The following is a 23,574-nucleotide window of genomic DNA, read 5'->3' as shown; positions in this document are numbered from 1 at the left end:
GGGCTCAATCCCAATTGAGCGCCCCGCCGGTCTGGTACTCGGTCACCCGGGTCTCGAAGAAGTTCTTTTCCTTCTTCAGATCCAGCACCTCCGACATCCAGGGGAACGGATTGGTCGCGCCCGGGTATTGCTCCGTGAGCCCGATCTGGGCACAGCGCCGGTTGGCGATGAATTGCAGATACTCCTCAAACAGTGCGGCATTGAGCCCCAGCACGCCGCGCGGCATGGTGTCGTAGGCGTATTGCGCCTCCAACTGCACCGCCTCGCGAATCATGTCGATCAGCTCCTGCTTGAAGGTCTCGGTCCACAGGTGCGGGTTCTCGATCTTGATCTGATTGATGACGTCGATGCCGAAATTCATGTGCATGGACTCGTCGCGCAGGATGTACTGGAACTGCTCGGCGGTGCCGGTCATCTTATTGCGCCGGCCCATCGAGAGGACCTGCACGAAGCCGACATAGAAATAGATCCCCTCAAAGATCACATAGAAGGCCACCAGCTCGCGCAGCAGCTTCTGGTCGTTCTCCCGGGTGCCGGTATGAAAGTGGGGGTCCGCCAGATAGCGGGTGAAGGGCAGTGCCCATTCCGCCTTGCGCGCCACGGCCGGGACCTCGCGGTACATGTTGAAGATCTCGCCCTCATCCAGGCCCAGGCTCTCCACCACATATTGATAGGCGTGGGTATGGACAGCCTCCTCGAAGGACTGGCGCAACAGGTACTGGCGGCACTCGGGATTGGTAATGTGCCGGTAGACGGCGAGCACCAGGTTGTTTGCCACCAAGGAGTCGGCAGTGGAGAAGAAGCCCAGGTTGCGCTTGATGATGGTGCGCTCGTCGTCCGTGAGTCCGTTGGGGTCCTTCCACAGGGCGATGTCCGCGTTCATGTTGATTTCCTGCGGCATCCAGTGGTTCGCGCAGGCGTCCAGATATTTCTGCCAGGCCCAGTCGTACTTGAAGGGCACGAGTTGGTTCAGATCGGCACGGCAGTTGATGATGCGCTTGTCGTCCACCCGCACCCGGCCGGCGCCCATCTCCAGCGACTCGAGCCCGGAGGCCCCGCCCGCGGGCTCGGCCTCGGTCGGCGCCGGGCGCGTGTCCAGGCCGCTCAACAGGGTGTCCTCGAAGGGCAGCTCCTCCTGCAACGGAAAGGGGTTGGGGTCGACCACGGGGGCGCTGCCCGCGGTGGTCATCAGGGTTTCGTTCTCTACCACGCCGCGACCCGGGCGCACATGGGCGCTGGTGTCGTGGGCGCTCCAGCGGGTGGGTGTCTGATGCGATTGTGTGGGCTGGGGCGCGCCGCTCAAGGATGCGGTGCTCCCGCTGTGTGCGGCGGGCCGGGTCACGGCGAGCGGATCATCCCAGTTGAGCATGGCGGCGGGTCCTCGGTGTTGGCGGTCGTTGCAGGGTCGGCGCGGGCCGCGGTGGGTGCGGCGCGGGGCGTCTGCCGTATTGCCGACATTCTAGGCGAAGGTGCGCAGATGTCCAGGGCGGATTACAACATCTAGTGCCTACAGGGTCGCGAAGGCCCTGTATGTCGTGGTGCGGGGCCGGGCTTCGGCGATCAGCGCCCGACTGCCACTGCGCTGGGCGAGTGCGGTCAGGATCGTGGGTCCACTGCCAGGACGTCCCGTTGCCATCCCTGGTCAGGGCAAACCCACCCGGCAACGGCCAACGCCAGCGCCCATCGGCGTCGACGCCGCCCGATGTCAGCCGGCAACAGGGTGATGCTTCAGGGCTTGCCCAGGCCGCGACGAGGTTGACCGGGTCGTTGTTGCGGGTGATGATCGGCCGGTTAAGATGCATCCGGTGGTGGCCATCGGCGCGTTCCCGGTGGATGCCCATCGCGGCGGTGGACTCCCCGCCGCCCCCCTATCGAATAGGAACTGTGAGCCAACCATGAGCACTATCACTCCCCGTTGGGAATGGAGGACCTTCGGCGAGGACTTGAGCGCCCCCGGCGCCCGGCTCGCCGCCCTCGCCGCGCCTGATCAGTCCAGGAACCCGCCTCCGGTTCAGTTGAGCGATGAGGTCTATTTCCTATCCAGCGCCAATGATGCGAACGTCAAGGTCCGCGATGACCTGATGGATATCAAGGCGCTGGAGCAGACCGATGGGGACGCTCTGGAGCAATGGCGCCCGGTTCTCAAGGCCGGTTTCCCGCTGCCGGTGGCGACCCTGGGGCAGGTCTTCGCGGCCCTCGGGCTGCCCGTGCCGACCCTGGCGCGCGACGTCTACAGCCTCAATGAGTTGACCCGCGAGGTCATCGCACCCGAACCGCGGCTGCACGTACTCGCCGTGCACAAAGAGCGCGCCCGCTACCTGGTGGACGGGTGCATAACCGAGCTGACCCGCGTAACGGCCGGGGGCCGGCAGGTGCAGACCCTGGCCGTGGAGTCCGAGGACGCGGCGGCGGTGCTCGCGCTGGTGCGCCGACTCGGATTCGCCGGGGTGCCCAACCAGAGCTACCCTCGGGGACTCACCGCACTGGGAGCCGGGGCGTCCCGCCCGGGCGTCGACCGGCTGCGGGTCGCCGTCATCGACCTTGGCACCAATTCGGTCAAGTTCTACATCGGCGAGCGCGACACCGCCGGCCGTTGGCAGCGCGTGCAGGATGGCGCCCAGGCCACCCGCCTGGGCGACGGTCTGCGTGAAACCGGCATGATCGCCCCCGCCGCCTGGGACCGGACCATCGCCACCGTGTGCGCGATGGCCGCTCAGGCGCGGGCGGCCGGGGTGGCGCAGATCATTGCAGTGGGTACCATGGGTCTGCGCACGGCCAAGAACAGCGAGGCCTTCATCGCCGCTGTCCAGGCTCAATGCGGGGTGGCGATCGAGGTGATCGAGGGCGCGCAGGAGGCGCGGCTCGCCTATCTGGCGGTGCAGACCGGGGTCGGCCTGCCGGATGGCGCGGTGACGGTCTTCGACACCGGCGGCGGCAGTACCCAGGTGACCGTCGGGCGGGCCGGTATTGTGCTGGAGCGCTTCAGCCTGGACCTGGGCGCGGTGCGCGTTACCGAGCAGTTCGGGCTGGGTGTCCCGGTGGGTCGCGAGGCATTGGATAAGGCCCTGGCCGGCATCGCCCTTGAACTGGCCCGGCTCGATTCGGTGACACCGCCGGACGCCTTGGTCGGCCTGGGCGGGGCCGTCACCAACCTGGCATCGGTGAGCCTCGGCATGACCGACTATGACCCAGATCGCATCCAAGGGGCCATCCTCACCCGCGCCGAGATCGAGCGCCAGATCGCACTCTATGCCGGACTAGACGGGGGCGGCCGCGGCGCCATCCCGGGCATGCAACCGGGGCGCGCCGACATCATCCTGGCCGGCGCCTTGATCGTGTTGACCCTGCTCGACAAACTCAGGCAGGAGCGCCTCACGGTCAGCGACCGGGGGTTGCGGCATGGGGTGCTGATCGACCGGTTTCCCGCTTGAGGCAGACAACCGATCGCAACACCAAGGATTCCGGCGCCAGGCGACCCAGCGGCCGCGACGCCCATCCCGATCTCCCCGCTCCCTAGACTATCCAGCCGAATCCGCAATGAACCTGCTTGAAGCCCTCGATATCCTGACGGCGAATGACCTGAAACAACTGCGCAAGTTGACCCCGATCGCCGACCGCGGCACGCGCAAGGCGGACATGGTCGCGGTGCTCGCGCGTTACCTGTTGTCCGGCGATCTGCGCGTCGTCTGGGAGCGGCTGTCCGAGTTGGAGGTCAAGGCCATCGCCGAGGCGGTCCATTGCTGGGACGGCGCCTTCGATGCGGTCCGCTTTGAGGCCAAGTATGGCGCGCTCCCGAGCCACTTTAAGTCGCACTCCTGGTCGTCGACTGCTTATGGTCGTGATCCCGTCCCGCCCAGTGTCCTGCCGCTGTTCTTCTATCACGGCGAGGTTCCCGAGGACCTGCGCCCGCGGCTGGCCGCGCTCGCCCCATGCCCGGCGGAGCGGCCCATCGCCACCCTGACCGATGCGCAACTGCCCGCGACGCTCAAGGTCGCGGACGCGGCCGAACCGCTGCGGCGCGTCACCACCGAGGCCGTGGTGCGCCACGACCTGCCGGCGGTGCTGCGCGCCATCGGGCAGGGCGGCATCACGGTCGGGGCCAAGACCGGGCTGCCGGGCAGCGCCACGGTGGTGCGGCTCGAGTCGGTTATGCTCGGCGGCGATTGGTATGGTGCGGACGATGATCAGGGCGCCGAGCGCTGGGCCGGCGGGCCCATCCACCCGATCCGCCCCTTCGCCTGGCCGCTGCTGCTCCAGGCCGCGGGGCTGGCGAAGCAAGAGGGGAGCAAACTCACCCTGACCGCCCGGGGGAATAAGGCGCTGTCGTGGCCCATCGAGGAGACCGTCGCCCAGCTATTTGAGCGTTGGCAGCGAAAGGGGGCCCCGGACGAGCTGCGCCGCATCGAGCTGATCAAGGGTCAGACCGCCAAGGGTGCGCGCCTCAGCGCGGTGGTTGAACGCCGCCAGGTGATCGCCGCGGCGCTACGCGACTGTCCCGCGGGCTGTTGGATCGACATCGAGGAGTTTTTCCGACAGATGAAATTGCGCGGGCATCACTTCGAAGTGACCTACAACCCGTGGGGCCTGTATCTCTGCGATCCCCAATATGGCAGCCTGGGGAATAATGGGGGGTTCGAGATCCTTGAGGCGCGCTATTGCCTGGTCTATCTGTTCGAGTATCTGGCCACACTCGGCATGATCGATGTCGCCTACACATTGCCCTATTACGCAAGATATGACTATAGCGACGCCTGGGGCACCGATGAATTCCGCTTCCTAAGTCGCTACGATGGGTTGCAATATCTGCGCATCAATCCGCTCGGCGCCTTTTGCCTGGGTCTGGTTACCGACTACCGGCCGGTGCAGGAGGTACGTTTGCCGCTGCTGGCGATTGGCGCGGATCTGGCGATGACCCTGCTGCGTGAGCCGCAGCCCAATGAACGGCTGCTGCTGGAGCGGATTGCCAAGCCAGTGTCGGGTGCGCTGTGGCGCCTGGACCCGGATGCCGTGCTGAACCACAGTGCGCAGGCCGACGAGCGCGCTCGGATCAGGGACTTCATCGAGTCAGCCGCGGATGCGGCCCTGCCGGCAGCGGTCCGCCAACTGCTCGATACTGTCGGGGAGCGCGCCACCGCCCTGGTCGACGCGGGCCCCGCCCGCCTGATCCAGTGCCGCGATCCGGCCACCGCGGCGCTGCTGTCGTCTGACCCGGTCACCGCCCCCCATTGTGCCCGTGCCGGCGAGCGGTTGCTCTGCGTGCCCGAACCCAAACTGACGGCCTTCCGTAAGGGGCTCGCCAAGCTCGGCCTGGTGCTGCCGGAGACCGCCCGTGGCTGATCTGCAAGCACGCTACGCGGCCTTGAACACCGACGAGCGGCGCATCCTGCGCGTGCTGTCGGTGGTCTGTGAGCCGATTGCTCAGACCCTCCTGCAATTGGTCCTGGACGCCCTGGGCTGGCGCGATGAGGCTGGCGCCCCCTTGAGCCGGCTGATGGCCAAAACCTTGCGTGAGCGGTTGCTCGCCGACGGACTCATCGAGCAGCGCCAGAACACCCTGACCTGTCACCCGGATCTCCTCGAACCGCTGACCCGCGAGAGCGTGGCCGACGGGACCTTCCCGGCGATCACCAAAGCGGCGGAGTCCGTCGTCTCGGCCAAGACGATCCATAGTTGGGAGCAACCCGGCGAGGGTCGGCGCCTGCGGCTGTTGCGCCTGGCGCTCTATGGCGGGCAGGAGAGGAGGGTACTGGAACTGCTCGGGGTTGGCGGCGGCGTCCCGGTGAGCCAGGTCCGCTATGCCCAGGTGGGCCTGCTGGCCCGGGTCTGCCTGCGTCCGGCGGATTCGGTATGGCTGGCGGCTCTCCCGCCCCGGCTCCAGATTCTGGCGCTGTGCCCGCTCCTGCGCGAGTGGACGCTGGACCTGGTGGCCGATCCGAGCACCTACGCGCTGGCCGAGCGTCTGCTCACACCCTTGGCCGCCGCCCATCCGGATGCCGCCGAGTTCCTGGCCGAGCAGCGGTTGCTGCGCGGACGTGTGACTGATGTGCCAGCCCTGCTGGCCGGATGTGGCGACCCTGCGGCGCTGACGCTGAATGGCTGGCGGCGCGTCCTGCAAGGTGGCTATGCCCAGGCCATCGAATGCTTCGAGGCCGCGGAGCTCGTCACCCGCAAGCTGACCCGCAAGCGCAACCTCTATACCCCGGGTATCCCCGGTGTGCTGTACCTGATGGCATTGCTGCAACGGGGCGCGCGGGCCGACTTCGACCTGGTTCAGAAGCAGGTGGCCCTGTGCCTGCGCGCCAGTGTCTCCGACCCGGTCGCACACGCTTACCGGGTGCTCGGCGACTTGGCCGCGGTGCTGGCCGGACAGCGTCGGCTGGAGGAGAGCGCCTGGCTGCGCCGCGACCTGGGCGCGCGGGGTGCCTTTGCGCTGCTGTTTCAGGCCCTGGCGGCGCACTGGCTCGAGCGGCACCTGGCGGCGGAGGCGCAGCAGGCGCTCGCGGCCTGCGCCCGCACCGCGGTCGCGGCCGGATTCGACTGGTATGCGCATGAGGCCGTGGCCGTGCTGCGCGCCGGCGGTTTCCAGGGCGAACTGCCAACGCTTGGGGAGCCGCCCACCGGCCTGGTTTTGATGACCGGACTGCTGACGCCCAAGCCGGCCTGGGAGCTTGCGCTGGAGGCCCTCAAGGGGCTCGGCGACCAGCCGGCCGCACTGGAAGCCGGCGCCGATGCCGCGGCGGGGTCAGACCAGCGCATGGCCTGGTTGTTCACCCTTTACGCGGGGCTGGCGACGCTGGAGCCCCGGGAGCAGAAGCGCATGAAGCGCGGCGGCTGGAGCATGGGCCGTCCGGTGTCGTTGGCAAAGCTGGCCGAGGAGACCGATAGCTTTCCCTACCTGACCCCGCAGGACCGGGCGATTCTCGCCTGTATCGTCAAGGAGCGCGAGCAGAGTTGGTACCACGGGGCCGAGCGGACCCTCTATCGGATGGACCAGGACCGCGCCCTGCTGGCGGCCGTTGGCCACCCGCTGGTGTTCCGCCTCTCGACCGAGGGCGCGGTGGCATTGCTCCACAGCGGCCCGACCCTGGCCGCGGTGCGGCAACGCAAGGATATCCGGGTCAGCATCGAGCCCTTCCCGCCCGAGGACCGCGCGATCCTGCCGGTGGAGGAGACGCCGCTGCGCATCCGGTTGGTCGAGTTCGACGCCCGGCATCGGCAGATTGCCCGCATCCTGGGTCCTGCCGGGCTACTCGTCCCCAAGGGTGGCGAGGAGCGGTTGCTGGAAGGACTGACCGCGGTGGCACCCATGCTGACGGTCCATTCGGATATCGGCGGCGGTGCCGGCAATGCCGAGACGGTCCCCGCCGACCCCCGCCCGCACCTGCACCTGAGCCTCGCCGACGGCGGCCTGAGTCTGGAACTGCATGTGCACCCCTTCGGCGAGGATGGCCCCGAGCTACGCCCGGGGCAGGGCGGCGCGACCCTGTTCACCGAGCGTGCCGGCCGGGCCGTGCGCTGCACCCGCGACCTGAAGGCTGAACTGACCGCCGCCGAGGCGGTGCCGACGCGCTGCCCGGAGCTGGCCGGCAGCGACGGCTGGAGCTGGCACCTGGACGACCCGGAGCAGGCCCTGAGCGCGTTGGAGCAGGTCCATGCGCTGGGTGATTCGGTGGTGTTGGATTGGCCGCAGGGCAAGCGCATCGCGTTGAGCGCCGAGGCGCAGGTAGGCCAGATGCGGGTCGCGGTGAAGAAGCAGGGGGATTGGCTCGCCGTCGATGGCAGGCTTAGGCTTTCCGACGGCCGGGTGCTCATCATGCGCGAGCTGTTGGAGCTGGCGGCGGCGTCGCGCGGCCGCTTCGTGCGGCTGGGCGAGGATGATTTTCTGGTCCTGAGCAACGCCCTGCGGCGACGGCTCGACGGCCTGCGCGGCCTCACCGACGCCGGGCGTTTTCACCCCTTGGCGGCCCCGGTCATCGCCGAGCTGGTCGACGGCATGGAGTTGGAAAAGGCGCCCGTCTGGAAGGCCCTGCTGGGGCGCCTGGCAGCTATGCGCGACCTGGAGCCGGTGCTGCCCTCGACCCTCCAGGCGGAACTGCGCGACTACCAGGCGGAGGGTTACCGTTGGCTCTCCCGGCTTGCCTTCTGGGGCGCCGGGGCCTGTCTGGCCGACGACATGGGCCTGGGTAAGACCGTCCAGGCCCTGGCGCTCATCCTGTCGCGCGCGCCCCAAGGCCCGACCCTGGTGCTGGCGCCGATGTCGGTCTGCGCCAACTGGATCGAGGAGGCGCGACGCTTTGCCCCGACGCTGCGGCCCCAGCGCTTCGGTCCCGGGGATCGTGCCGCGGTGCTGAAAGATGCCGGTCCCTTTGACCTCATTGTGTGCAGCTACGGGCTCTTGCAGACCGAGGCCGAGCGCCTGGCGGGGGTGCAGTGGGAGACCATCGTCGCCGACGAGGCCCAGGCCTTCAAGAACGCCCTGACCAAGCGCTCCCAGGCCATCATGCGGCTCTCCGCCGGCTTCCGGATGATCGCCACCGGCACCCCGATCGAGAACCACCTGGGCGAGATCTGGAACCTGTTCCAGTTCATCAACCCGGGGCTCCTCGGGTCACTTGAGGCCTTCAACCGGCGCTTCGCCAACCCGATCGAGCTGAACAGGGACCAGGGCGCCCGGGCGCGGCTGCGCCAATTGCTGCGCCCCTTCATCCTGCGCCGGTTGAAAAGCGAGGTCCTGAGTGAACTGCCGCCGCGCACCGAGATCACCTTGCAGATCGAGCTGAGCGAGGGCGAGCAGGCACTCTATGAGGCCGTGCGCCTGCAGGCCCTGGCGCGGCTCGCCGAGAACCCGGAGACCAACCCCGGCCAGCAGCGGATGCAACTGCTGGCCGAGATCATGCGTCTGCGCCGCGCCTGCTGCCATCCGCAACTGGCCCTGCCCGGCAGCGAGCTGCCCAGCGCGAAGCTGGACACCTTTGCCGAGATCGTCGAGGAGTTGCTGGAGAACCGGCACAAGGCATTGGTGTTCAGCCAGTTCGTCGATCACCTGCGGCTGATTCGCGCGCACCTGGACGCCCGCGGCATCCGCTATCAATATCTGGATGGCTCCACCCCCGAGACCCAGCGCCGCGCCGCCGTCGCCGCCTTCCAAGCGGGGGAGGGCGACCTGTTCCTGATCAGCCTGCGCGCCGGCGGGGTTGGGCTGAACCTGACGGCCGCCGACTATGTCATCCACATGGACCCCTGGTGGAACCCGGCGGTCGAGGACCAGGCATCGGACCGCGCGCACCGCATCGGTCAGGAGCGCCCGGTGACCGTCTATCGTCTGGTGGCCAAGGACACCATTGAGGAGCAGATACTCAAGCTCCATGCCACCAAGCGCGACCTGGCCGACGGCCTGCTCGAAGGCACCGGAGACGGCGGGCGGTTGAGTTATGCGGACATGCTGGCGTTGGTGCGGGGGGCGGATGGCCCGGTGTGATGTGGGAGCGGCTTCAGCCGCGACGAGGCCACGGCAGCGCGCGAAGTCCACCGGGGCAATCGCCTTCCAACTCCCTCGTGACACCGCTCCAGCGGTGTCACGCCTGTGTTGGGCGCTCTGCGCCCCGCGAGGCCCGCGGCCGGCGTTATGATCGCGGCCAGTTCGATTCAGGTCTGATCCGCCAATTTCGCCTGCACGCTGGCTAGCTTCTCAGCCATCCGCTGCGGTCGGTCAATGCGCGTACCCAGCGTGACATTCGTGAAAATGCGCGGTACGCCCATCCCATGCAGGGTCTCATGACAGCGCTGGATTGCGTCCATGACCGCCTCCCATTCGCCCTCCAGATTGGTCCCGTTGGCGTGCATCTCATAATTGATGCCGGTCGTCGCCGCCAGGACGCGTTCGCAGGCCGCCACATAGCCTGAGAGCGAGGTGCCGGCGCCGATAGGGATGACGGTGAATTGCGCGATGACGTACATTGCTTGCCTCTCATTGATGGCCTTCTTCCACTCGTTACCAAGCTCCGCTTGGTAACGCCAGTCCGGGAAGCGCTGCTTCCTGGAGCCCGAGGCCGGCTCCGTCACCCGGACTCGCGAAGCCGGCGCTTTCGGGGGATTGGGTTACCAAGCTGGAGCTTGGTAACCAGAGTCTCAAGCGCGATGCGCTCCTTCGCCGGCAGAATGCCGGCGCTCCCAGGTGCGCCGGGTATTGACTCCGCCCCCGGTTTCGGCGGACCCTTCCCCACTGAATTACCATGGAGAATGGGGCCGTGACTGAATCTACTGCTGCCGAAAAGACCAAGTCCTTGGGGAAGCTCTGGACCAAGCTCTGGGCCCTGGTCCAGACCAGCGGCGGCGCGCAGGTCGCGGGCCATGTGGACACCGGCGGCGGCGACCCAGCGGCGGCGCGCAGGTCGCGGGCCATGTGGACACCGGCGGCGGCGACTTCATCGGCCGCGACCAGATCACTATCCACGCACCGGATACCACGCCGAAACAGCTGCTCATCGCCTATTACCGCGACCTGGCCGCCGAGTGCAGCCGCCTGCCGCTCGGCGTGGTGGACCCGCGCTTCGCCCAGCCGGGCGCCCGCACCGAGGTCGACCTGCCGAGCGTCTATACGGACCTGCATGTGGTCATGGTCCCGCGGGAGGAGGGCGAGGACGAGCGCCGCTACGGCCTGCGCCTGGCCCGCGCCGAGCTGGGGGAGCGCACCGCGCTGCTCGATGCCGTCACCGGCGAGCAGGGCGGGCGCCTGGTGCTGGTGGGCGATGCCGGCTCCGGCAAGAGCACCTTTGTCGACTACCTGACCTGGCGGCTCGCCAGCGCGGTGGTCGACGGCACCCGGTCAACACTGCCGCCGACGCTCCGGACCCTGCTGCCGGTACGCTTGGTGCTGCGCCGGGCGGCCGCCGCCATCCCGGAAAACGGTGCCGTGGGTGACACCCTCTGGCGGGCGCTGGAGGACGACTGCGTCCAGCGCCTGGGCCAGAGCGCCGCCGCGCGCCTGTTCCCGTACCTGTTGGAACGGCTGCACGGCCAGGGCGCGCTGGTCCTGCTCGACGGGTTGGACGAGGTCCCCGAATCCGGCGCCCGCCGCGCCCACCTGCTCGAGTCCGTGCAACGCCTAACCGCCGCCCTGCCCGCGGGCAGCCGGGTACTGCTCACCGCCCGGCCCTATGCCTATGCGGACCCGCGCTGGCACCTCACCGGTTTCCACGAGCTGGCCCTGGCCCCCTTCGACGCCGCGCAAGTGGCCGGCTTCATCGCTCACTGGTACCAGGCGGTCCGCCCGGTCATGGGCTGGGACGCGCCGACCGCGCAGCAGCGGGGGCGGGCGCTGCGCGACGCCATCAACGAACGCGCGTATCTCGGCGATCTGGCCTCCCGCCCGCTGCTGCTCACCCTCATGGCCACGCTGCACAGCAGTTGGGGCCAGCTCCCGCGCGACCGGGCCGACCTCTACGAGGAATCGGTCAAGCTGCTGCTGACCCGCTGGCAGACCGGGCGCGAGGTCGCGGCGCCGGACGGCACCATCCTGCGCGAGCCCGGCATCGCCCGCGCACTGGGGCTCGGGGAGCAGCGGCTGCGCCAGGCACTCGATCGCCTCGCTTTCGCGACCCACGAGGGCCAGGCGGTCCTGCCGGGGCGCGACGAGGCCCCGGCCGACATCGACCGCGGCCAGGTCATCGCGACCTTCGAGCAGCTGTGTCCGCAGGATCTCAACCCCGGTGTCCTGCTGGAGTATCTGGAGACCCGCGCGGGGCTGCTGATCGCCCGCCGGGAGGGCGTCTACGCCTTCCCGCACCGCTCCTTTCAGGAATATCTCGCGGCCTGTCACCTGGCCAATACCGCCCCCGACTTCGGTGCCGAGCTGCGCCGCCGGGTCTGGGCCGACCCCACCTGGTGGCGTGAGGTCTATCTGCTGGGCGTCGGCAAGAAGCGTCAGGGCGGATTGGCTGACGCGGTGAACCTGGTCAACACCCTGGTCCCCGCCAGCCCCGCGGATACCGACGGGATCGGTGAGCGCCACTGGCAGGCCGCGGTGCTCGCGGCCAAGGCCCTGCTGGATTTGGGGTTCCCCAGCACGGCCGCTGGCCAGGAGCACTTTGAGGCGCCACTGAGGCGCATCCGCCGCTGGCTGGTGGACCTGCTTGGGCGCGGTGCACTACCGCCCAAGGAGCGGCTGGAGGCCGGCGACCTGCTCGGGTTGCTTGGCGACCCGCGACCCGGCGTCGGCACCCGCACCGCGGCCACGGGTGCCTGTCTGCCCGCCATCGACTGGTGCGAGGTGCCGGCCGGCCCATTTACCCTGGGCAGTGCGGCGGACGGCACCGAGGCCGACGACGACGAGCGGCCGGCGCACCGGGTGGAACTGCCTACCTTTCATATCGCCCGCTATCCGGTCACCAACGACCAGTACCGGCCCTTCATGGTATCCGGCGGCTATGACCAGGAACGCTGGTGGACGCCCGAGGGTTGGGCTTGGCGCCAGGGTGCCACGTTCGACCTGTCCGCAATCACGGACGAGGATATCAGGAAGCCATACGCAGACTGGCTGGCACAGCGCCCGCAGGGGCGCCGTGATCGGCCCTACTGGTGGGACGAGTCCCCCTGGAACGGGGCCAATCGCCCGGTGGTCGGCATCTCCTGGCACGAGGCACTGGCCTACTGTCGCTGGCTCGAGTCCCAACTGCGGGCCAAGCAGCCGGGGGTTCGGGTGCGACTGCCCTCCGAGGCCGAATGGGAAAAGGCCGCCCGCGGCACCGTGGCCCGGCGCTGGTCCTGGGGCGATACCTGGCTGGACGATCGGGCCAACACCGAGGCCGCGGGCCTCCAGACCACCAGTCCCGTCGGCTGCTTCCCGGCCGGGGCCAGCCCTTGCGGTGCACTCGACCTGACCGGCAACGTCTGGGAGTGGACGCGCTCCCGCTGGGGTAGCGACATCCTGAGGCCCGATTTCCGTTACCCCTATGACCCGCACGACGGTCGGGAGTCCCTGACCGGCCCCGACCTCCGCGTGGTGCGCGGCGGGTCCTGGGACGATCATTCGAGGAACGCGCGCTGTGCGTATCGCGTCCGGGGCGTCCCCGACTACTTCAATAGGGATGTCGGTTTCCGGTTGGTGTTGTCCCTGGCGGATTCTGGGTTCTGATCCCCTATCTCGTAACACCGCTGCGCGGTGTTACGCCTGTATCTGGCGTTCCGCGCCCGGAGTTTTCTCGTTCCCGCGCGCCGCGCGGGAATGCAGCCGCACCGCGCCGCGGTGCGTGGGCGGGGCGCGGCGCGCCCCGACGGGGTTCCCGCGCGGCGCGCGGGAACCAGCGGCCTGGCAGACAACCCGGCGCCATAAGCGCCTGCTCGGGTACACTTGGCAGCGCTTCTTATCGGCATTTCCAGATAGGGACTCAGGCATGATCAACAGTGCGGATACCGGCGGCGGGGCGTACATCGACGGCGATGCGGCGGCCGGTCGCGATTTCGTCGGCCGCGACCAGATCAACCTGACCCTCATCGGCGACCTGAGCGCCGAGCGCCTCGAATCCGTCCTGCCGGTCTTGCGCGACCTGCTGGCGCGGCGCGATACCGTCCTGTCCGCTGAACCCGAGCCGGCGGACCTGCTGCGTCTCACCGGCACCGCGGGCGATACCCTGCTGCTCTCCAAACCGGCCGCCGAGGCCCTGCTGCTGGCCGCCGCCCGGCGCGGCGACGCCGACGCCTATCTGGCCGCGCTGCTGGTCCATCCCCGCTATGGGCGCTGGGTGCGGCGCTATGTCCCCCTGGCCGGGGTCTTGGCGGAGCCCCAGGTACCGGCCGGCTTCGCCGACATCGTCCCCGACCTGACCGCCCTGGAGATCGTCGGCGAGGGTGCCCAACGTCAGGTTCGGCGGGTGCTGCTCCCCGACATCACGGCGGCGCTCGAACGCCACGACGCTTGGGTGCTGCTCGGCGAGCCGGGTTCCGGCAAGACCACTTCCCTGCACCGGCTGCTGATCGACGGGGCGCGCGAGCGCCTCCAGGCGGGGGCGGGCCGCTTGCCGCTTCTGCTGGCCCTGGCCGATGATCGGGACTATCCCTCGCCCCACGCCTTTGTCACGGCGGTCTGGCGCCATCGGGTGGGCACCGATGATCTGGATGCGCGCCTGCGCGCGGGTGGACTCCTGCTGCTGGTGGATGCACTCAACGAGATGCCCTTCCGCGATGCCGCCGACTACCGCGCCCGGGTCGGTGCCTGGCAACGCTTCGTCGCCGAGTGGCCGGGCAATCGCTTCGTCTTCACCTGCCGCGGGCGCGACTATAGTGAGCCGCTGGGCTTGCCCCAGGTGGAGATCGAGCGGCTTGACGATGAGCGGGTGCGCGCCTTTCTCGGCCGTTATGTGCAGCGCACTAAGCTGGCCGCTGACGCCTGGCAGCGGCTCGCCGGCAGTCCACTGCTGGAGTTGGTGCGCAACCCCTTCTATCTCTGGATCCTGTGCTGGCTGGTGGACCAGGGTAAGGCGTGGCCGAGTGGGCGCGCCGGCATCTTCAGCGGTTTTGTCGGACACCTGCTCGCCCGGGAGCGGCGGCAGAACCACGCCGACTGGCCGGGTGAGGCGGCGGTGATCGCCGCGCTGGCGGCCCTGGCCGAGGGGATGCAGCGCTTGGGGGAGGGCACACGCCTTACGCGTGCGGAGGTCCTCAAACGCCTGCCCACGCGGGTGGAGACCCCGGACGGCCCGGTGGACCTGGACCCCAAGTCCATCCTGCGCCTGGGGCTCGCCGCCACCCTGCTGGACACCGAGGCGGACCCACAGACGGGCGTGCCGGGCGGGCTAGTGCGCTTCTATCACCACCAGATACAGGAGTTCTTTGCCGCGCTTGCCCTACTCGACGCCCAGCGCGGCGGCCTGGATCTCAGCGACCGCTGGCGTTCCCCGCGGCTCAAGTCCGCGATGCCGGACCCGGGACGACTGCGCCAGGGCAAACCCTTGCCGCCGCCGCCTACCACCGGCTGGGAGGAACCGACCTTGCTGGCCGTCGGTCTCGCCCGGGACCCGGCGGCACTGGCGGCACTGATCGCGGCGGTGCGCTCGTGTAACCCGGTGCTGGCCGCGCGCTGCCTGGCCGAGCCGGGGGTGGTCGCGGCGGCGGACGAGTTGGCGCTTACCCAGGCGGCGCTGCTGGCGGACCTGGGCAACCCCCGCGTGGATGTACGCGGCCGCATCGCCGCCGGGGAGGCGCTCGGGCGGCTGGGCGACCCGCGCTTTGAGGCGATCGAGGTGATGGGTGCCCGGGTCCTGCTGCCGCCCTTGGTCGAGGTCCCGGCGGGGGTGGTGCGGATGGGGTCATCCCGGTGGGCGGTGTGGCGCTTGGTTCGTCACGGCTATCCGGCTGGTGACGAACGGCCCCGACATCGGGTGCAAGTGCCGGCCTTCGCCATCGGGCGCTTTCCGGTGACCAACGCCGAGTATGGCTGTTTCATCGCCGACGGCGGTTATAAGCATGACTACTGGTGGGATAGTCCTGAGGCCCAGCTCTGGCGGCGGGGGCAACTCGAGCCTGGCTACAAGATCGACGGGTTGAACGCGTTTTGGAAGCGTATGGCCGATCCATCCCTCTGGGACACTAGGCGTCGTAGCGAGTACGCGTGGGAGCAAGATGCAGCGCTGCGCATGATGGATACGTCGAGATTCCGGATCTCGCCGCGATACCGATATACCGATCGACCGATGGATAGCTCCGCCTATTGGACTGAAGAGCGTCTTTCCAATCCGGCCCAACCGGTGGTGGGTGTGACCTGGTTCGAGGCGCGGGCCTATTGCTGCTGGCTCAACAACCGCTGGCATGTCGCCGCCGAGCAGGCCAGTCGGCCGTTGCCTATGGGCGCGCTGGTACGGCTGCCGACCGAGGATGAGTGGGAGCGCGCCGCCCGCCTGGGCTCCGGGCGCCGCTTTCCCTGGGGTAACCGCTGGGACCCGGATCGGGCCAATACCAGGGAGGGCCAGGTGCTGTGTAGTACCCCGGTGGGCGCCTATCCGCAAGGGGCCACGCCGGCAGGTGTCCAGGACCTGGCGGGCAATTGCCGGGAGTGGTGCGTGAGCCGCTATCGCGATTATCCTGTTCGTGTCAGGTATGGGCAAGACGATCCGGGGGTAGGGGGACGCCGCGTGGTGCGCGGCGGGTCCTGGCTCGATGACTCGAGGGTCGCGCGCTGTGCGTCCCGCCAGTGGGCCCGCGCCGATGATTTCGACGCGTTTGTCGGTTTCCGCGTGGTGTTGTCCCTGGAGGATTCTGGATTCTGAACGTCTGGATTCTGTTCCAGTCTGGTTTGCGTTGTTCGTCAGGCCTGCACAGCTGCGATAAGGTAAGATCAACGGTGCGGCCTCAACGACATGGGGGTTTTGGACTATGACCAGACGCTGGCGATATCCGTGGCAACGCCACACCGACCGCACGGCCGCTCAGCCGCCGGCTGATCTGCCCCCGGTCGCGGAGCCGCGCGCCGGCATGTCCAGCGGCGGGCTCACCCTGCGCCTGATCTTCATCGTCGCGCTCTTGGTGGCGGTCGGGCTCTACACCTATGACTATGACCTGGTGCCGGGGGAGGTTGCGGTCTTCGTGGCCTTGGCGGGTATCTACCCGCTCACCTATCTCGCCTACCTGGGCTTTGCCGCCAAGACCCACCGCAAGCGGTTGGAGGACGATTTCCGCCTGCTTGGGCTCGCGCGCGAGGAGGAACTGGTGGCGACGGTCGAGAGCCTCTATGATACCGTGTATAGCCCGATCCAGTTCGTCGTCTATATTGGTCTCATCATACTCATTTCCCTGGTCGTCTTTTGGGGCTACCTGCGCTGCGGCGCGAATGCGGTCAACTGTGTTCCAGGGGTAGAACCAGCGATCGTCAAGCTGATTTGTTGCGCTTACCTGGGTTCCTATGTCTTCTCGGTGCAGGAGTTGGTGCGCCGCTACAATACCTTCGATCTTCAGCCCCAGGTCTATAGCTCGGCCGTGGTGCGCATGCTGATCGCGCTCGCGATCGTCTTTGCCGGGGCCTCGATCATCCTCGGGCCCACCACGCCTGCCGGCGATCCGGTCTGGCCGGCGGCCGTGGCCTTCACCATCGGCATCTTTCCCACCCAGGGTCTGGTCTGGCTGACCCAGTTGGGTAATCGGTTGATCGAGTCCGCCCCGGTCCAGCGCAGCGTGCTGCCGCTCGCCAGTCTGCTGGGTATCAGTCCTTGGCATGAGGCACGGCTGGCACAGATGGGGATCGATGATGCGCAGAATCTGGCGACCGTGGATATCCGCCGGCTGCTGTTGACCACCCAGTTCGATACCCAGGAGATCGCCAGTTGGATCGACCAGGCGATTCTCGGCGTGAAGGTCGGCGATAAGCTCCCGCGCTTTCGCGAGGCGAAGATCGGGAGTTTCCACGAACTGCGGGTGATGCTGGCGCAGTTGTCGCTCGAGGCCCCGGCGCCCTTGTCGGCGCCGGAGCAGGAGGCCCGCACCAAGGGCCGCGAGCGGCTGGCCGTGGCCCTGGCCCTGGCCCATGTCGATGAGTTGAATCGTTTGGCCGACGACAGCAACTTCCCCAACTACTCCCATATCGCGGAGTATTATGCGCGTTCGTCACGGGTGGTTCATCGGCGCGCCTCCGTGGGGATGGATGCCGTGCTGGGTCCCATTTTCAGGGAGCTCGCGATCGATAAGCCATTGGGCGCTGCCGATGGTGACGATCGGGCTGAACTCAACCGCTATCTGGCGGACATTCAACGGCTGCTCGGGCAGCGCCGCAATGATGCGCGGCTGTGGAATACACTGGGCGTGGCCTACTATCGACTCGGGCGCCCGCTGGATGCCCTCTACGCCTATGAGCGGGCGATTGAAATGGATCGGAATCTGGCGGAACCCCATCACCACCGCAGTCTGGTTCAGATCGATCAAGGGCAGTATGCGGAGGCGATTCGCAGTTGTACCAATGCGATCCAGCTCGATCGCGTGCATGCCGATGCCTTCAATAATCGCGGTTTGGCTTATATGCGGTCGGGCTATTTTGACCTGGCACTGGCGGATTTTGATGAAGCGTTGCGCCTCGATCCGCGTCTGCCCAGTGCCTATCTGAACCGCGGCGTTACGTACAACGCGGTGGCACGTTTCGGCGAGGCGCGGCGTGACTTTGAACATGCCTGGCTGCTGGACGACAGCGCCCCCGACCTCTGGTTGCCCTGGGGGTTGGCCCTGATTGGAGTCGTTGATTATCCGAGTGCGCTGGAGAAGCTGTCCCGGGCCGTGATCAGCGATGCGCAAGCGGCCACCCCCCGTGCCCGTCGAGGCTATGTCTATTATCTGCTCGAGAATTTTGCGCCGGCGCGGCTCGATGTGGAGGAGGCGCTCAGGATCGATCCGACCTCGCTGTTTGCACGCAATAGTCTGGGACTCTTGGAAACCCGGCTCGGGCATCACGAGGTGGCGATCGAGCACTACCGCAAGGTCTTGGAGACGGCGCCCGAGCAATATGTCACCCGCTATAATCTGGCGCTGGCGCTTGCTCGTGCGGGTCAGAACGCGGATGCTTGCGCCGAGCTGCGTCAGGTCGTGGAGGATTCGCCCCAGGACGGGTTCGAGGCGCAAGATGCCAAGCGCCGACTGGATGTGGACTGCGGCGTAGAGTGAATTTCTGTCGTTTCCTTGAGGAGCAAGACCCAGATGTCGACATTCCGCTTACCTTCCGAAGATGATCCGAACGCCCGCAAGACCGCCTCGATCGCGGGCAGGATTCGCTTTTCCGAAAAGCCGGAGCCCGCCCCTAAGTCCGGCAGCGGTACCGTGGTCCGCACGGGCGGCGGTGTCTATATCGGCGGCAGCGTGACCACCGGGGGTGGCGACTTCGTCGGCCGCGACCAGTTCAAGACCCTCTATCAGACCCAGGAGGGGGCGTCCGCCGCCGACCTGGTGCGACTCCTGGCCGAGGTCCGCGCGCTGCTGCCCCAGGCGGGCCTGGACCCGGCATCGGCCCAGGCGATTGAGGGGGATTTTCGGATCGTGGAGGAGCAGGCGGCCAAGACTGAGCCCAAGGGCGGGCTGATCAAGTCCAGGATCAAAAGTGCCATGGAGCTGATCCAGGGTGCCGGTGAGAGTTCCGATGCGCTGGAGAAGGTCGTGACGCTGGTCGGCCGGGCGGCGGCCATGGCGGCGGCGATCTTTTGATCGGAGGGCGGCGCGGCTGATTCCGGCCACCCCGCGTGGTTCGTCGCGGCGTGGGGCCGCTCCTACGCGCGCAGGAGCGGCCCCCAGGCCGCGACGGGTCAGCAAATGCATCAGGTTGTCCCAAAGGATCGCCCGCCCCAGACCGCCGCCTTGGGCGCCGGTGGCGCCCAGGATCGCGATTGAATACGCTGCGTTGGTCAGTCGACACCTGCCCTGACCGCGCGATGCCGGCGCCAACACCGATGATGGTGAATGAAAAAACAGCTTTCGCGCCGTGCTGTAAGATTGGTATAGTTGTGGTTTACCAATGCCACCCGCCATGGAGTTTTCCCGCATGCGTTGTCCCACCGGATTTATTGCCGTTACCGCCTTGACCGCAACCCTGACCGGCGCAGGCGTCGCGACTGCCGCCGATGCGCCTCCCAAGGAGGCGGTTGCGGCCCCTGCCGCAGCGACGGCCGCGCCTGCCGCCAACCCCGCCGCCGCCAACCCCGCCGAGGTTGTCACTAAGGTCAACGGTGTGGCGATTACCCGAGCCGAACTGGACCGTGCCACCGAGGCACTGCTGGGCCAGAGCCACATGCAGGGACCAACAGACGCCGCCCAGAAAAAGAAAGCGGAGGAGGCGGCGCTAAGCCAGATGGTCTCGGAGGAGCTGCTGTATCAGGCCGCCAAGAAGGAGACCATCCCCGATCTCGACAAGAAGGTTGAGGAGCAAGTGGCGGCGGCCAAGGCGCAGTTCCCCAGCCCGGAGGACTTCGAAAAGGCGCTGGTCGCGAACGGGATCACCGCGCAGCAACTCAAGGACTTTATGCAGCGCGATGTCGTGATCAGCGCGTATATCGAGAAAGAGGTGTCCTCCAAGATCACCATCACGACCGAGCAGGCGAAGAAATTCTATGACGAGAATCTCGACAAATTCAAAACGCCAGAGTCGGTCCATGCCAGCCATATCCTGATCGGAGTCGACCCCAAAGCGACGCCCGAGGAGAAGCTCAAGGCCAAAGAAAAGGCCGATGGCATTCTCAAGCAGGTCACGGGCGGTGGCGACTTTGCCGAACTGGCCAAGAAAGAATCCAGTTGTCCGAGCGCCCCGCAAGGCGGCGACTTGGGTGAGTTCGCGCGGGGACAGATGGTCAAGCCATTCGAGGACGTGGCCTTTAGCCTCAAGCCGGGAGACGTGAGCGGTGTGGTGGAGACTCAGTTTGGCTATCACATCATCAAGTCGACGGGTAAGAAAGATGCTGGCGTCATGCCATTCGATCAGGTGAAGGACAAGATCGAACAGTACCTGAAGGAGGTGCAGACGAAGGAGAAGGTCATGGCGAAGGTGGAGGAATTGAAGAAGGCGGCCAAGATCGAGACTCCCAAGTAAGGACCGCTGGGCCGAGGGCGTCGGGGGAATGTCCTCTCGGCGCCTCCGCCATGCCCGGTAACCGCGCGCGACGCCAGGAGATGACCGACTCCCCGTTGGCGGGAGTCGCTCGCCGCCATGCCCGCGGCGCGCGACGGATTGTCGGCATTCACGGGGGCGCCGACCGTTGAATAGCAGCGCGGGAAGTCACACATTACGCTGATTGGTGTCAATGTTCCGGAGACCTCCTATGCGTATGGACAAACTGACGGCGAAATTTCAGATGGCCCTGGCGGATGCCCAGAGCCTGGCGGTGGGGCGCGATCATCAGTTCATCGAGCCCATTCATCTGATGACGGCCCTGCTGGATCAGGAGGGCGGGACGGTCCGTCACCTCCTGGTGCAGGCGGATGTGAACGCCAACCGGCTGCGCTCCGCCTTAGGCGAGGCCCTGGATCGGCTGGCCACAGTGCAGGGGGGCGCGGCCGGGGATGTCCATGTCGGCAACGATCTCAACCGCCTGCTCAATCACACCGACAAGTTGGCGCAGCAGCGGGGCGATCAATATATCTCCTCCGAGCTCTTCGTCTTGGCCGCCTTGGAGGACAAGGGGGTGCTGGGCACCGCCCTGCGTGAGGCGGGGGCCAGCAAAGGGGCGATTGAGAAGGCAATCACCGCGGTGCGCGGTGGCCAGGCGGTCAATGACCCAAACGCAGAAGAGCAGCGCCAGGCGCTGGAAAAATATACCATCGACCTGACCGAGCGGGCCGAGCAGGGCAAGCTCGATCCGGTCATCGGTCGGGACGACGAGATCCGCCGCACCATCCAGGTCCTGGGACGGCGGACCAAGAACAACCCGGTGTTGATCGGTGAGCCCGGCGTAGGCAAGACCGCCATCGTCGAGGGGCTGGCCCAGCGGATCGTCAACGGCGAGGTGCCCGAGGGGCTGAAAAACAAGCGTCTGCTGTCGCTCGATATGGCCGGTCTGATTGCCGGGGCCAAGTTCCGCGGTGAGTTTGAGGAACGGCTCAAGGCCGTCCTGAACGATGTGGCCCGCCAGGAGGGCAACATCATCCTCTTCATCGATGAGTTGCACACCATGGTGGGTGCCGGCAAGGCCGAGGGTGCGATGGATGCGGGCAACATGCTCAAGCCCGCGCTGGCCCGCGGCGAACTGCACTGCGTCGGCGCCACCACGCTCGATGAATACCGCAAGTATGTCGAGAAAGACGCCGCCCTGGAACGGCGTTTCCAGAAGGTGCTGGTGGAGGAGCCCAATGTCGAGGATACCATCGCTATTCTGCGAGGTCTCAAAGAGCGCTATGAGGTCCACCATGCGGTGGAGATCACTGACCCGGCCATTGTGGCCGCGGCGACACTCTCGCACCGCTATATCGCCGACCGCCAGTTGCCGGATAAGGCGATCGACCTGATCGACGAGGCTGCCTCCCAGATCCGGATGGAGATCGACTCCATGCCGGAGGAGATGGATAAACTCAATCGTCGGCTGATCCAATTCAAGATCGAGCGCGAGGCACTCAAGAAGGAGCACGACGAGTCCTCCAAGAAGCGCTTGGCCGACCTTGAGGGCCAGGTCGAGCGTCTGGAGCGTGAGTTTGCCGATCTCAACGAGATCTGGAAGTCCGAAAAGGCCGCGGTCCAGGGTAACGCCCACATCAAGGAGGAACTGGAGCGCGCACGCATCGAGATGGAGACCGCGCGCCGTGCCAATGACCTGGAGCGCATGTCAGAACTCGCCTATGGGCGTATCCCGGAGTTGGAGAGGCAACTCACCCAGGCCGCCGCGGTGGAGCAAGCAGAGCAGGGAGAGCCCCGACTGCTGCGCAACAAGGTGACTGAAGAGGAGGTGGCGGACATCGTCTCCAAGTGGACCGGCATCCCGGTCTCGCGGATGCTGGAGGGCGAGCGCACCAAGCTGCTGCGCATGGAGGAGGAACTGGGCCAGCGGGTGGTCGGCCAAGGGGAGGCGGTGCGGGCGGTGAGCGATGCCATCCGCCGCTCCCGCGCCGGGCTCTCGGACCCCAACCGGCCGATCGGCTCCTTCCTGTTCCTGGGGCCGACTGGCGTGGGCAAGACCGAGCTGTGCAAGGCCCTGGCCTCCTTTCTGTTCGATACGGAAGAGGCGATGGTGCGCATCGACATGTCGGAGTTCATGGAGAAGCACTCGGTGGCGCGGCTCATCGGCGCGCCGCCCGGCTATGTGGGCTATGAAGAGGGCGGTTACCTCACCGAGGCCGTGCGCCGCCGTCCCTATAGTGCCATCCTCCTGGATGAGGTGGAGAAGGCCCACCCGGATGTCTTCAATATCCTGCTGCAGGTGTTGGACGACGGGCGGTTGACCGACGGTCATGGCCGGACCGTGGATTTCCGCAATACCGTGATCGTGATGACCAGCAACCTGGGCTCCGACATCATCCAGCAGCGGGCGGGCGAGGCCAACTACGCCGATATGAAGGAGGCGGTGATGGAGATCGTGCGTCACGCCTTCCGCCCCGAGTTCATCAACCGGCTGGATGAGATCGTGGTCTTCCATTCGCTGGACGCCACCCAGATCCGGGCCATCGCCGGGATTCAGGTCCAGTATCTCCAGCGGCGGCTCGCCGAGCGCGACATGCAGCTCAATTTCAGCGAGGCGGCCCTGGACCACCTGGGGGCAGCGGGCTTCGACCCGGTCTATGGTGCGCGCCCCCTGCGGCGCGCCATCCGCGCCCAGTTGGAAAACCCCCTGGCCCAGGAGATCCTGGCCGGCAAGTTCGGCCCCGGCGACCTGATCGAGGTCGGGTTCGCGGGCGGGGCCTTGACCTTCGAGCGGGTGCTGCAGGGTGAGTTGCTGTAGTGGCGTCGTCCGGATCCTGATCATCGTTCCGGCCACCGATCCATGCGGCGCAACGCGCCGCGACTCTGGGGGCGCCGCACCCCAGTGCGGCCCGGCCTCGCAGTAGACCGCAACGCTGCGGTGACTTGCGAGGTTTCGCCGCACTGGGGTGCGGCGCTCCCAGTCGGTCGGCCTGACGGCCGACCGGCCCGCTTTG

Annotated in this window: 11 protein-coding genes; 9 read left to right on the top strand and 2 right to left on the bottom strand. The window is 67.2% G+C overall.

Annotated features, from left to right (window positions below; translation table 11 throughout):
• Positions 1-4 precede the first annotated feature (4 nt).
• Positions 5-1,369 (bottom strand): ribonucleotide-diphosphate reductase subunit beta, encoded by a 1,365-nt coding sequence (locus QZY44_RS35145; protein WP_295459003.1) that lies wholly within the window; start codon positions 1,367-1,369, stop codon positions 5-7.
• A gap of 526 nt (positions 1,370-1,895) precedes the next feature.
• On the opposite strand from QZY44_RS35145, the gene QZY44_RS35140 reads away from it, so the two are divergent.
• The 3 genes from QZY44_RS35140 (at position 1,896) to QZY44_RS35130 (ending at position 9,478) form a co-directional block, all read left to right on the top strand.
• Complete coding sequence (locus tag QZY44_RS35140) at positions 1,896-3,431, top strand: hypothetical protein (RefSeq protein WP_295459000.1); 1,536 nt, start codon at positions 1,896-1,898, stop codon at positions 3,429-3,431.
• 106 nt (positions 3,432-3,537) lie between these two features.
• A complete protein-coding gene (locus tag QZY44_RS35135) occupies positions 3,538-5,337 on the top strand; it encodes a hypothetical protein (RefSeq protein WP_295458997.1) in 1,800 nt (599 codons plus the stop codon).
• The gene (locus tag QZY44_RS35130) at positions 5,330-9,478 is read left to right on the top strand and encodes a DEAD/DEAH box helicase (RefSeq protein ID WP_295458994.1); all 4,149 of its coding nucleotides are present in this window, start codon (positions 5,330-5,332) and stop codon (positions 9,476-9,478) included. Before QZY44_RS35135 ends, QZY44_RS35130 begins: the two co-directional genes overlap by 8 nt.
• A 167-nt stretch (positions 9,479-9,645) precedes the next feature.
• Here QZY44_RS35130 and QZY44_RS35125 read toward each other — a convergent pair whose 3' ends face one another.
• Complete coding sequence (locus tag QZY44_RS35125; RefSeq protein ID WP_295458990.1) at positions 9,646-10,062, bottom strand: MTH1187 family thiamine-binding protein; 417 nt, start codon at positions 10,060-10,062, stop codon at positions 9,646-9,648.
• Positions 10,063-10,402: 340 nt separating this feature from the next.
• Here QZY44_RS35125 and QZY44_RS35120 point away from each other — a divergent pair, with 340 nt between their 5' ends.
• From QZY44_RS35120 to clpB, 6 genes are all read left to right on the top strand, one after another.
• Positions 10,403-13,132: an SUMF1/EgtB/PvdO family nonheme iron enzyme gene (locus QZY44_RS35120; protein ID WP_295458987.1), complete on the top strand. Its 2,730-nt coding sequence runs from the start codon at positions 10,403-10,405 to the stop codon at positions 13,130-13,132.
• Between the two features lie 259 nt (positions 13,133-13,391).
• Positions 13,392-16,259, top strand: coding sequence for an SUMF1/EgtB/PvdO family nonheme iron enzyme (locus QZY44_RS35115; protein ID WP_295458983.1), 2,868 nt, complete (start codon positions 13,392-13,394; stop codon positions 16,257-16,259).
• A 106-nt stretch (positions 16,260-16,365) separates the two neighbouring features.
• Entirely contained in the window at positions 16,366-18,633 is a 2,268-nt protein-coding gene (locus QZY44_RS35110) for a tetratricopeptide repeat protein (protein ID WP_295458980.1), read from the top strand.
• 33 nt (positions 18,634-18,666) lie between these two features.
• The gene (locus QZY44_RS35105; protein WP_295458978.1) at positions 18,667-19,167 is read left to right on the top strand and encodes a hypothetical protein; all 501 of its coding nucleotides are present in this window, start codon (positions 18,667-18,669) and stop codon (positions 19,165-19,167) included.
• Between the two features lie 334 nt (positions 19,168-19,501).
• On the top strand, positions 19,502-20,542 hold the full coding sequence (locus QZY44_RS35100; RefSeq protein ID WP_295458973.1) for a peptidylprolyl isomerase: 1,041 nt from the start codon (positions 19,502-19,504) through the stop codon (positions 20,540-20,542).
• A gap of 229 nt (positions 20,543-20,771) precedes the next feature.
• Complete coding sequence (gene clpB, locus QZY44_RS35095; RefSeq protein ID WP_295458971.1) at positions 20,772-23,378, top strand: ATP-dependent chaperone ClpB; 2,607 nt, start codon at positions 20,772-20,774, stop codon at positions 23,376-23,378.
• Positions 23,379-23,574 lie beyond the last annotated feature (196 nt).

Origin of the sequence: uncultured Thiodictyon sp. (assembly GCA_903837595.1) — a bacterium.
Taxonomy (GTDB): domain Bacteria; phylum Pseudomonadota; class Gammaproteobacteria; order Chromatiales; family Chromatiaceae; genus Thiodictyon.
Note: the sequence above shows the minus strand (reverse complement) of the source record. Positions and strands in the feature narration are given on the sequence as shown.

Excerpts from the sequence above, each read along its gene's own strand:
- QZY44_RS35145 (WP_295459003.1), bottom strand. The coding sequence starts at position 1,369 with ATGCTCAACTGGGATGATCCGCTCGCCGTGACCCGGCCCGCCGCACAC.
- QZY44_RS35140 (WP_295459000.1), top strand. The coding sequence starts at position 1,896 with ATGAGCACTATCACTCCCCGTTGGGAATGGAGGACCTTCGGCGAGGAC.
- QZY44_RS35135 (WP_295458997.1), top strand. The coding sequence starts at position 3,538 with ATGAACCTGCTTGAAGCCCTCGATATCCTGACGGCGAATGACCTGAAA.
- QZY44_RS35115 (WP_295458983.1), top strand. The coding sequence starts at position 13,392 with ATGATCAACAGTGCGGATACCGGCGGCGGGGCGTACATCGACGGCGAT.
- QZY44_RS35110 (WP_295458980.1), top strand. The coding sequence starts at position 16,366 with ATGACCAGACGCTGGCGATATCCGTGGCAACGCCACACCGACCGCACG.
- QZY44_RS35105 (WP_295458978.1), top strand. The coding sequence starts at position 18,667 with ATGTCGACATTCCGCTTACCTTCCGAAGATGATCCGAACGCCCGCAAG.
- QZY44_RS35100 (WP_295458973.1), top strand. The coding sequence starts at position 19,502 with ATGCGTTGTCCCACCGGATTTATTGCCGTTACCGCCTTGACCGCAACC.
- clpB (WP_295458971.1), top strand. The coding sequence starts at position 20,772 with ATGCGTATGGACAAACTGACGGCGAAATTTCAGATGGCCCTGGCGGAT.